Here is an 11210-nt window from a genome sequence, read left to right as displayed (position 1 = left end):
ACCTTAATTTATTACGGGGCATATAGCTGCCGCCTTGCAGTGGAGGGGTTCCCGAGCGGCCAAAGGGATCAGACTGTAAATCTGACGGCTCAGCCTTCGCTGGTTCGAATCCAGCTCCCTCCACCACTTCTCTTTACTACCTCGTTTTATGTTCTAATTATTCAAAAACCCATTGTAAACTCATCCCATGCTTATTTAACCAAGCGCTTGCTTTTTTGTGTTCTGAATAAAATAAACCTACACGATGCCAAAATTGTGCACTGTGATTTAAATACTTTAAATGCGCTAACTCATGCACAATTACATAATCAATGACCCAGGTGGGTGCGCCTGCAAGGTGTAAATTAAAGGTAAGCTCACGCCTGCGGTTACAACTGCCCCAGCGACGCTTATACAATTGAATACGAATATTACTCGGTAGCTTTTCACCCATCAGCTGACAATAGTAGTTTACTCGCATTTCAATATAACTTTCTAATTTCTCATGCAAAAACTGCTCTAGCAAACTTTGATACATTTGCGTTCGATGCTTCACACGTGAAGAAAGACTCAGTAACAGTGTTTGGCTTTCATTGTGCTGCTGCCATTGAGTGCGTGCTGCATTTTCAAATTGCACATTAACAGCTTCATTAAATAATTTAATGCTATGGGTTTTGAGTGGAAACTGTCGTGTATCGGCTTGAATTTGTTGCTTATATAACTGAGCATCAATCCAGCCCTGTTTACTCAACAGCCATTCATTAATTTGTGTTTTCGTTACAAAATGGGGCGCATAAACTGTAAGCTCTTTGTGTGCGACTTTAATAGCCACAGTTTTTCGCCGACGGCTTCTTCTTAACGTATAATCTAACAATCTAAAGTGCCTATAAGTTATTATAAAATAAAACTTTCTCTATTAGCTTAATAAGTTAATTCGTAGGAGAAAAAACCAGTTAGTAGGTATCGTTTTAATATTGCTCGATACTAAATAGGCTAAACGATGGATCATAAATCTACCCTTGGCTATTTTAACTGTTGAAGTTTTACTAAACAAAGCCGCTAGCTCTCGAGTTGCACTTTTATGACATTATAATCATGAGAAGTGATTTCATGGCTATTACCACTAATATCTTTAAAATACATAGAAAAAGTCACGCCATGATCAGCTAATATGGTTTTCACTTGGTGCTGCTCAAGATGCTTGAGCCACATAACAAATTGCTCTCCTGTCGCAGCAAAAGCGATTCCTTTACTACGCCCATCGCCTTCAAATAAAGCCAGTCGTGTAGTGGCGTTTTCATCTTCGAGTGTTAAAGGACCTTTTCCCTCTGCATTCCAAAAGGCTAACTCCTCTACTACGGTAAAACCAAGCACCTTTTCATACCACTCAATAGCTTGGTTGAGGCTTTGAACATTTAAATGACAATGATCAATTCCCGAAAGTTTAGGTGTCATCGCGTTGTTCACCAATTTCAGACTTAAGCTGAGCTAAAAAGTCGTGCATGTATGCAGTGCGTCTTTGTGCTTCGGCTTTTGCAGAAGGAGTATTCATACTCTGGGCAATATGCAGTAATTTAATAAAAAAATGATCTAGGGTGTACTTTTTATCGTCAGCTTCTCGGTTTAAACAAAATGGATCATCGGGGTTGTATAATAATCGACTAATAGAGCCGCCTACTTTCATACAACGGCTTACGCCAATAGCACCCAAGGCATCCATTCTGTCAGCATCTTGTACAATCTGTGCTTCAACCGTTTTAATAGCAATATTGGCGCTAAAACTATGTGCGGCAATGGCATGGTGAATATCATCAAATAGCGCGTCATCATAGCCAATAGACGCTAAAAAGTTAATCGCTTTATCCGCGGCCATTGTTGATGCCCTTGCTCTATCTGGATGATTTTTAGCCACTGCAACACAATCATGCAACCAAGCTGCAGGCAATACAATCGCCATATCAGCCTGCTCTGCTATACATAGCTGCACAGCAACACGCACTACCCGTTCAATATGGGTAATATCATGGGCTACATCGGCATGTACTAAGGATGTTATAAAGTCTCTGCATTGCTGATTAAGTTGCTGTAATGAGGGGCTAAGAGCTGAATTGTCCACCGAATTTCCAAAAATCTATTTAAACGAGTTAATAATGGCTACTTTACCGCGATTTATAAGCCCCTTGCAAAACATTCATTGTATGTTGCGCGAGCCTTGACTAAAATACAGCGCTTATTTATTACTACAGAGAAGCCCTATGTCATCTGCCGTTTACCTGCAAGCTGGTCGCGATAAATCATTAAAAAGAAAACACCCTTGGTTATTTTCTAAAGCCATCAAAAAAATTAAAGGTAAACCTGGATTAGGTGACACGGTAACCATACACGACAGTGAAGGTAAGTTTTTAGCCACCGCAGCTTACAGTCCTCATTCACAAATACGTGCTCGTGTTTGGAGCTTTGACGAAAAAGAAGTGATTGATCAACATTTCTTTGAGCGTCGTCTTCGCCGTGCTTTAGAAGCTCGCAGCCATGCAATTGAAGAAGGCGGACTTACCGGCTTTAGGTTATGTGCAGCAGAATCAGACTACTTACCCGGTATTACCATAGATAAGTTTGATAATGTAATTGTGTGTCAATTACTAAGCGCAGGCGCAGAACGTCATAAAGGTGAGATTGTTGGTGCTTTAATGGCTATTTTCCCAGGCTCTACTATTTATGAGCGCTCAGATGTAGATGTTCGAACCAAAGAAGGGCTAGAGCCTATTAAGGGCGTACTTTGGGGGAGTGAACCCACTGCACCTGTCATAATTGAAGAAAATGGTTTAAAAATTGAAGTTGATATTCTAGAAGGCCATAAAACTGGTTTTTATTTAGATCAACGAGATAGCCGTGCTGCACTGGAGCGTTTTTCAAAAGACAAAACCGTATTAAATTGCTTTAGTTATACGGGAACGTTTTCTCTTTATGCCCTTCGCGGTGGCTGTAAACATGTAACCAATGTTGATGTTTCACAACCAGCACTTGATACAGCAAAGCGCAATGTTGAGCATAACAACCTTGATTTAAATAAAGTCGACTTTGTAAAACAAGATGTCTTTAAATTATTACGCCAATACCGTGAAGACGGCGTGATGTTTGATACGATCGTTATGGACCCGCCTAAATTTGCCGATAACAAAGCGCAGTTAACTGGGGCGTGTCGCGGTTACAAGGACATCAATATGATTGCGATGCAAATATTAAAGCCCGGCGGCACTTTGCTAACATTCTCATGCTCTGGTTTAATGGAACAAAACTTGTTTCAAAAAGTAGTCGCAGATGCAGCCCTTGATGCAGGTAAGGATTTACTGATCATGGAGCGCTTAAATCAAGCAGCTGACCACCCTATTGCAGGCAGCTATCCTGAAGGTTTTTACCTTAAAGGGCTTATTTGTAAGGTTTACTAAAAACTAATTAAGTAGTTAGTTAAACTCTACAATTTCAAGCCCTGCGGTTATCGTGCCATCCTCTTCGGTGCTGGCACGTATTACCTTAACGGTGGCTTTTAACGGTGCAATGCTCGGATGTGTTGATGCAATATCAACCGATAAAATTGAGTTAAGCTCTAACAAATCATCGAGTTGTAATGAAAGACCCGTTGCACTTAAATCAAGGCAGGTGCCAGTGTAACTGAGCCCAGCAACAGGCTCTATTGAGGTTAACTTCGCTGGCGTGTTAACCTGCATACGTCTATAGTTTCGCTTATCTTCGGTAAACATAATTCCCTCTACACAATATTATTAATTTTTTCTCGTAGTACGGCGATAGAAAAAGGTTTTACAACGTAAGCATCACACCCTGCGTCAAAGCCAGCTTGTTGTTCAAGCTCCGACTCAAGTCCAGATACCATAACCACCGGAATGTTTTTTGTCTCTGGCGTGTGTTTAAGTATGCGACAGGTATCATAACCATCGAGTCCTGGCATACACACATCGAGCAAAATAATATCGGGCGGATTAGCAATCGCAGATGCTAAACAACTTTTACCAGAATCAGCATAGCTCAAATCAAATGTTGATGCTAACCCTGCTTTGAGTATTTCAAAATTGAAGTACTCATCATCAACCACTAACAACTGCCGCGCTTTGTGTTTTAGTAATGAGGACATAGCTATGTCATTTCCTTCTCAAGTTAGTCCCTCTTTTTATAAAGGGATTATTCAACTTCTTTTATCGCATTTAACACACGTTTTGCTGAAATTGGATAAGGTGTACCTAAGGTTTGCGCAAATAAGGATACGCGTAATTCTTGCTGCATCCAAAAAATAGCCTCAACATCAGTAGGCAGCGGCATTCCTTTAGGTGTTTTATTTGTTAGTTTTTTATATTCTTGCGCTACTTTTTCAAGCTCTAGCACACATAATCTATCACGATTTGGGTCAACAGGTAGTTTTTCTAGGCGTTTTTGAATCGCTTTTAAATAACGAATTAAATCGCCGAGTTTGTCTGCCCCATGCTGACTGACAAAGCCTTTAAAAATAAGCGACTCTAGCTGAGACTTAATATCCCCATGAGCGGTGATCATGGTTAAATCTACACGCCCTTTCATTTTTTTATGTAGTGCATGCGCAATACTCAGTACTTGCTCAACCTGCGTAGCAATGGCCACAACGGTATCGCCTAACTCGCCGCGAATATGCTCTTTAACCGTTTCAAATGCCTCACTTGTGCGAATATCACCATATTTAACTAATAGGCTATCAACGCCTGATGCAATGCAGTCATCAATTAAATCGGCAATTTTACCAAAAGGATTAAAGTACAATCCTAATTTAGCTTTGTTTGGTAGGTTTTGCTGCAGGTATTTAATTGGTGATGGCACGTTTAACAGTACTAAACGACGTAAACCTTGCTGGTGCGCTAATTGTGCTTTTATTTCGTTATCAAATAGCTCTACTGCGGCCGTTGACTTTTTATCCACTAGTGCTGGGTAGGCTTTAATTTCGTATTGACCTTGCTTTTTCACATACGATGTTGGTAACTCACCAAAATCCCACTGGGTTAAGTCGGCTTTTTCTATGCCTTTGTCGGCCACTTTAGATAGGGTGTCGGTAACTTTGCCTTGAAGCTGCGCTTTAAGCTTAGCTAAATCGAGCCCACGGGCAAGAAGTTGGTCATTTTCATCACGGACTTCAAACTGCAATCTTAAATGAGGAGCAAGGGCTGTTAAATCCCATGCCTCAGGGTCGACTCGCACGCCAGTCATGCGCAGTAACCGATTACTTAGTGAGTCGATTAACGAGCCTTGTAGAGGCTCTATGGCCGCTAACACCGCGTCGGCATAATTAGGCGCAGGGACAAAGTTACGGCGAAGTGACTTTGGCAATGACTTGATTAACCCACAAATTAGCTCATGACGAAATGCCGGTATATGCCAATCAAAACCACTTTCTTGTACTTGGTTTAATAGCGCAACCGGTATTTGTACAGCAACACCATCAACTGCTTGACCTGGATCAAAATGATAAGTAAGCGGCAGCATTAAGTTATCTTGTTGCCATGTATCTGGATAATCAAATTCAGTAATGCTACTTGCACCATGCTGCATGAGCTCTTCTCGCGTCATGTGCAGGTAGTGTTTGTCTTGCTGTTTTTGTGTTTTATACCACTTAATAAACGCAGCACGATTATTAATATCGTTCGGTATTTTTTTCTCGTAAAACTCAAATAAGGTTTGTTCATCAACTAAAATATCGCGCCTACGAGATTTGTTCTCGAGCACTTGAATATCTTCAATTAATTCGCGGTTATATTGTAAAAATCCTTCATTGAGCCCCAGCTCTTGTTCAACCAGCGCTGTGCGAATAAATAACTCACGGCTTACTTTTGGGTCAATATTGCTGTAAACACAGCGGCGCTTATTAACAATTAATAAGCCATACAAAGTTTGTTGCTCAAAGGCAATCACCGCACCGGGCTTTTTCTCCCAATGAGGCTCTGTGTAGCTGCGTTTTACTAAATGCTGAGCGAATGGTTCTACCCAGTTCACATCAATTTTGGCATTAATACGAGCATAGAGTTTACTGGTTTCCACCAACTCAGCCGACATCATCCATTTTGGACTCTTTTTAAATAATCCTGAGCCTGGGAAAATATGAAATTGGCTATTACGCGCACCTTTATATAGCTGCTTTTCGTCTTTAAAACCGATGTGACTGAGCATGCCACTTAAAAGTGCTTTGTGAATAAGCTCGCTGTCTGCAACATTAGTGGTGGCTTTCATTTTCATTTCATTGCACACAGTGCTGATTTGATAAACGATATCTTGCCATTCACGAATACGCATATAGGCTAAAAAGTCTTTTTGACATAACTTTCTAAACTGGCTGTTAGTCAGCTCACTTTGCTGCTCTTCTAAATAATTCCACAGGTTTAAAAAGGCAATAAAGTCAGAGTCTGGATCGTCAAAGCGACCATGTTTTTCATTTGCGGCTTGGCGTTTTTCTTGTGGTCGCTCGCGGGGATCTTGAATTGAGAGCGCGGCAACAATAACTATCACCTCACGCAATGCACCCAGTTTATGCGCAGTTAACACCATTTTCGCTAAACGCGGATCAACCGGCAAACGACTTAGCTCCCGCCCAGATTGTGTTAGGCTGGTTTTTTGATGACGCTTAGCCGCTTTTACTGCTTGTAGCTCTTCAAGCAATGTTAAACCATCATTAATATTTCGGCTATCTGGAGCTTGCACAAAAGGAAATTGCGCCATATCACCCAGCCCAAGGGCTAACATTTGCAAAATAACGGATGCTAAATTAGTACGTAATATTTCAGGGTCAGTAAATTCAGGACGCGATAAAAAGTCATCTTCTGAATATAAACGAATACAAATACCCGCTTCAACACGTCCACAACGCCCCATTCGCTGATTAGCACTGGCTTGCGAAATAGGCTCTATAGGTAAACGTTGCACTTTTGTGCGATAACTATAACGACTAATTCGCGCTGTACCCGGGTCAATAACATAACGAATACCAGGTACTGTTAGCGATGTTTCAGCGACGTTGGTAGAGAGTATAATATGGCGGCGCGAATGCGGCGCAAAAATGCGGTTTTGCTCAGCGTTCGATAGCCTTGAATACAAAGGTAATACATCAGTGTGTTTTAAATTACGCTTGCTTAGTGCATCAGCGGTATCGCGTATTTCTCGCTCACCATTCAAAAAGATCAGTATATCGCCAGGACCTTCGGCGCAAAGTTCATCTACCGCATCAAAAATCCCCTGAAGTTGGTCGCCTTCGGCTTCCATATCTTCTTTTTGAATATCACTAATTGGGTTATAGCGTACATCAACTGGAAACGTTCTTCCTGATACTTCAATAATAGGTGCATCATCAAAATGCTTAGAAAAGCGCTCAGGGTCGATAGTTGCTGAGGTAATAATAACTTTTAAATCGGGGCGCTTAGGGAGTAAATTTTTAAGATAACCTAAAATAAAATCAATGTTTAAGCTACGTTCATGCGCTTCATCAATAATAATGGTGTCGTATTGATTTAAAAATCGGTCTTGTTGTATTTCAGCTAATAAAATACCGTCGGTCATCAGTTTGATGTAACTGTTATTAGATACCTGATCGCTAAAACGAATTTTAAAACCGACCTGCTGGCCAAGCTCGCATTGCATTTCTTCTGCGATACGGTTGGCAACACTGCGTGCTGCTAAACGCCTTGGTTGTGTGTGGCCAATGTAGCCCTCAACGCCTCGGCCTAGCTCTAAACACATTTTAGGTATTTGTGTGGTTTTGCCTGAGCCAGTTTCACCAGCAATGATCACCACTTGATTATTAGCAATGGCCTCTTTAATGGTGTCTTTTTTTTGACTAACTGGTAACTGCTCAGGGTAAGTAACTTTAGGTAGCCCAGCTAAGCGCTGCTCTCGCAGCGTTTGACTACGACTGATATCAGTCGCAATTTTTTCAAGCGCACTGGTAAGCTTTGCCTCGTCGGTGATTTTTTTAACGCCGTGAAGACGTTTTTTAAAACTGAATTGATCTTTTTTTAAGCACGTTTTTAGCTCGCCAAACAACTGACCTAGGTTTACCACCTGCATACCTTATAAAAATTAGTCAAAGAGCCCCGATTGTAGCAAATTAAATGGCTGGGGTTAATCCTGTAAAGAATATAACAATCAGCGGATTATTATATAAACCACCAGCCACTAACTAATAGTGTTTATTCGTCACTAAAAATACCTACGTAGGTTGCTTGCGTATTCGATTTACTCGCACGATACATGCCTGAAGTATTAAACGGCAGACTAATACTGCCTTTTGTATCAATAATAATAACACCGCCTGTGCCCCCTATCGGTTTAAGCACCTCGTTTATTACTTCATTACCTGCTTGGTCTATGGTTTTACCTTGGTACTTTACTCGCGCACAAATATCACTTGCCACATTATAACGAATAAAATATTCGCCGTGCCCAGTTGCCGAAACCGCACATGAGGCATTTTCAGCAAAAGTGCCTGCGCCAATAACCGGTGCATCGCCAATACGACCAAAACGTTTTGCGGTCATTCCGCCGGTTGACGTGCCCGCCGCTAAATTACCTTGTTTATCCAGTGCCACCGCTCCGACTGTGCCCACTTTATAATTTACTGGTAACGCTTTATGCGCTGCCTGATAATCTTTACTGGTATTTTTGCTCGCCTCGAGTTTCTTTTTGGCTTTTAATAAAGCCTCATAACGATGCTCAGTATCAAATATATTGTTCTCTACTAGGCTCACGCCTTGCTCTTTGGCAAACTCTTCTGCACCTTGACCACTTAACATCACATGCACTGATTTTTCCATTACTAACCGGGCAAGTTTAATTGGACTTTCGATATGTTTAATACCTGACACAGCGCCTGCTTGACGATTGCGACCATCCATTATAGAGGCATCTAATTCGTGACTACCATCATAGGTATATACCGCACCACGCCCGGCATTAAAATAAGGCGATTGTTCAAGTACTTCAATGGCAGTAGTCACTGCATCAAGGCTTTCTCCGCCTTGTTCAAGTACCTTATATCCGGCCTCAACAGCTTCTGCTAATTTATTGCGATAAGCTTGCTCTTGATCTGCCGTAAATTTACTTTTTTCAATCGTGCCTGCACCGCCATGAATCGCAATGGCAAACGGCGTATTTGTGTTTTCACTCAATGCCTGCGTGCTCAACCCCATTAAACTTGTTGCAATGAGTCCTAATAATGATTTTTTCATTGTGTGTTCTTTTATAAATACAGGATTAAAACCAATGTGAATGGTTATGAAGCGTTTTTCAAGTGAACTGAGTTTAATGGCACAAAAAAAGCGCCCTAAGGCGCTTTTTTAATTTCGTTTAAAGTTACGCTTGTTGCGCTTTTAAACGTGCTAAACGTGCTACTTGGTGTGTAGACGTTAAGAAAGAATAGATTGGTGCTAAATAACCGCGCTTACGAAGCTCAAGGAAGTCTGCATCGCTTAGCTCATTTAGTTTCTTCTCATCGATAAGGTAAATACCGTTGATGTCTTTTTTCTCACCTTTAATATCAACTGTTAGCGTTTGTGCTACCAGTAGTTCTTTATCAGCAAGGAATTTAGTGAACGCATCGGTTACTTGAGAAAACTCAATGAACGATACTAACGCTTCTTTACGACGCTTAAGGTAATCAGTTTCTTCACCGTTTTCGAATAATGCATTACCCTCTTCTTCACCAACTAATGAGCTCGCTTCGTCAATTACGATACCAAATTGATCTTGCTCTGGGTGCTTTACTAAACCTAATGGGTAACGCGTTGTTGCCATAGGCGCAAATGAAGCTGTCCATTTGTCGCCATCAATAAATAAATTTTCGCCTGGCTCTAGGCCAAACATTGCAACCGCTTGAAAAGTACCTGTTTCGTTATTTTTAACAAAAGACATTGGGAATTCATTAGCGATACGCGCAAACTCATGTGCAACCACTGGCACTAAGTGTTGAGTTTTCATAAATTCGATGTTGATGCCATTTTTAATTTTAGTGTTGGCATGTTTTTCGTTGTGTAAAGGCTGTACTTGTTGCTCCGCCATGTTACTGCTCCGTTATTTATTAATTTGATTTATTACTGTTAGTGGCCTAAGGCTAATGGTTTTGGTGACAAAAAGGAAGTGAAAATTTTGTGTCATTTTGTACGTTAATAATTAACAAATAAAGAAGGTAATTATTTGTACAATATGTAGTGTAAAAAACACTCTGCTGAATGTTGTTTTTTGTTTCATAATTATGGACTTTTGTTAGTATATTCAACAATATTGCGATTAATATCAGTTGAATTAAAATGGAACACTACGAGTTAAACCCCGATTTTAGGGTTGAAATAGTTCATCTTGAAACTGAAAACGAAGATGTGATCATCATCGATAATTTTCTAAAAAGTATTGAACCTGTGGTTAATTTTGCTGCTCATGTAGCGTATTTAGAGCCCGTTGGCAGCGATGGTACTTTATTTCCCGGTAAGCGTGATGTAATGCCTGAACCTTATTACCGTGCTTTTAGGCAGCTATTACTATCTCTTCAAGCACGAGGTGTTTTTAACCGCGAGAATAAAGCACTCTATGTTCATCGTTGCAAATTATCATTAGTTACCCAAAAAGCCTGTGAGCTTAAGTTATTACAACGTATACCTCATATAGATTCGACCGATGATAATACCTTTGCAGCAGTGCATTATATAGCTGGTAAAGAGTCTAACGGCACATCAATTTATCGCTATATTCCTGAAAACCTAATTAAAATAACGCCACGAAACCAACACCTTTTTAGCGATGTAATAGAACAAACCAAAAATAATGAATCAGAACATCAAGGGTATTTAAACAGTAATACCGCCTTATTCGAGCAAGTCATTAATATTAAAGCAAAGCAAAACCGCGTGGTGTTATATAAAAGCAATTTACTTCATTGTGCTAACTTAGATAATGACTATGAATTCACAGGCGATATAAAAAATGGCCGTTTATCAATCTCTTCTTTTTTTAGGGTTAACTAGGGTCTGTTGACCTTTGCGGATTAAAATTTGTTCAAACTAGGGACGATTTAATCGCGGCGCGAGGTTTGTAACCTAGTGGGCTCGATAACTGCTCCTGCGTTATTCTACTGGCTTACATCCATGTAAGAATAAGTCAAAGCCGAGCAACAAAGAGTTAATTGCCCCTAGGCAGAACCCTTCGGGCAGCGCCTGTTT

10 protein-coding genes and 1 tRNA gene are annotated in these 11210 nt (G+C 40.6%); 3 read left to right on the top strand and 8 right to left on the bottom strand.

The genetic code is table 11. The annotated features are described in order from the left end of the window. Window positions 1-41: 41 nt before the first annotated feature. Window positions 42-126, top strand: a tRNA-Tyr gene (locus CWB76_RS16185). A 31-nt stretch (window positions 127-157) separates the two neighbouring features. Here CWB76_RS16185 and CWB76_RS16180 read toward each other — a convergent pair. The 3 genes from CWB76_RS16180 to CWB76_RS16170 all read right to left on the bottom strand — a co-directional run bounded on the left by CWB76_RS16180 (window position 158) and on the right by CWB76_RS16170 (window position 2095). Next, window positions 158-853, bottom strand: a complete 696-nt coding sequence (locus tag CWB76_RS16180) for a M48 family metallopeptidase (RefSeq protein ID WP_138608969.1) — start codon at window positions 851-853, stop codon at window positions 158-160. Between the two features lie 185 nt (window positions 854-1038). After that, window positions 1039-1434 (bottom strand): VOC family protein, encoded by a 396-nt coding sequence (locus tag CWB76_RS16175; protein ID WP_138608967.1) that lies wholly within the window; start codon window positions 1432-1434, stop codon window positions 1039-1041. Continuing rightward, a complete protein-coding gene (locus tag CWB76_RS16170) occupies window positions 1424-2095 on the bottom strand; it encodes an HD domain-containing protein (protein ID WP_010388506.1) in 672 nt (223 codons plus the stop codon). The genes CWB76_RS16175 and CWB76_RS16170 overlap by 11 nt, the downstream gene beginning before the upstream one ends. Before the next feature lie 139 nt (window positions 2096-2234). Here CWB76_RS16170 and CWB76_RS16165 point away from each other — a divergent pair, with 139 nt between their 5' ends. Continuing rightward, the gene (locus CWB76_RS16165; protein WP_024601131.1) at window positions 2235-3425 is read left to right on the top strand and encodes a class I SAM-dependent methyltransferase; all 1191 of its coding nucleotides are present in this window, start codon (window positions 2235-2237) and stop codon (window positions 3423-3425) included. A 15-nt stretch (window positions 3426-3440) separates the two neighbouring features. Here CWB76_RS16165 and CWB76_RS16160 read toward each other — a convergent pair whose 3' ends face one another. From CWB76_RS16160 to CWB76_RS16140, 5 genes are all read right to left on the bottom strand, one after another. Beyond that, the gene (locus CWB76_RS16160) at window positions 3441-3737 is read right to left on the bottom strand and encodes a PilZ domain-containing protein (protein ID WP_010388503.1); all 297 of its coding nucleotides are present in this window, start codon (window positions 3735-3737) and stop codon (window positions 3441-3443) included. Between the two features lie 8 nt (window positions 3738-3745). Continuing rightward, window positions 3746-4126: a response regulator gene (locus CWB76_RS16155; protein WP_138608965.1), complete on the bottom strand. Its 381-nt coding sequence runs from the start codon at window positions 4124-4126 to the stop codon at window positions 3746-3748. A 47-nt stretch (window positions 4127-4173) separates the two neighbouring features. Continuing rightward, on the bottom strand, window positions 4174-8061 hold the full coding sequence (gene hrpA, locus CWB76_RS16150; protein WP_171039645.1) for an ATP-dependent RNA helicase HrpA: 3888 nt from the start codon (window positions 8059-8061) through the stop codon (window positions 4174-4176). 128 nt (window positions 8062-8189) lie between these two features. Beyond that, on the bottom strand, window positions 8190-9227 hold the full coding sequence (locus CWB76_RS16145; protein ID WP_138608961.1) for an isoaspartyl peptidase/L-asparaginase family protein: 1038 nt from the start codon (window positions 9225-9227) through the stop codon (window positions 8190-8192). A gap of 124 nt (window positions 9228-9351) precedes the next feature. Beyond that, window positions 9352-10056: a SapC family protein gene (locus tag CWB76_RS16140; protein WP_010388497.1), complete on the bottom strand. Its 705-nt coding sequence runs from the start codon at window positions 10054-10056 to the stop codon at window positions 9352-9354. A 248-nt stretch (window positions 10057-10304) separates the two neighbouring features. Between CWB76_RS16140 and CWB76_RS16135 the strand changes: the two genes are divergently transcribed. Next, the gene (locus tag CWB76_RS16135; RefSeq protein ID WP_138608959.1) at window positions 10305-11015 is read left to right on the top strand and encodes a DUF6445 family protein; all 711 of its coding nucleotides are present in this window, start codon (window positions 10305-10307) and stop codon (window positions 11013-11015) included. Window positions 11016-11210 lie beyond the last annotated feature (195 nt).

Origin of the sequence: Pseudoalteromonas sp. S1609 (assembly GCF_005887255.1) — a bacterium.
GTDB lineage: Bacteria > Pseudomonadota > Gammaproteobacteria > Enterobacterales > Alteromonadaceae > Pseudoalteromonas.
The sequence above is the reverse complement of the archived record's forward strand: the minus strand, read 5'-3'. Positions and strand labels throughout refer to the sequence as shown.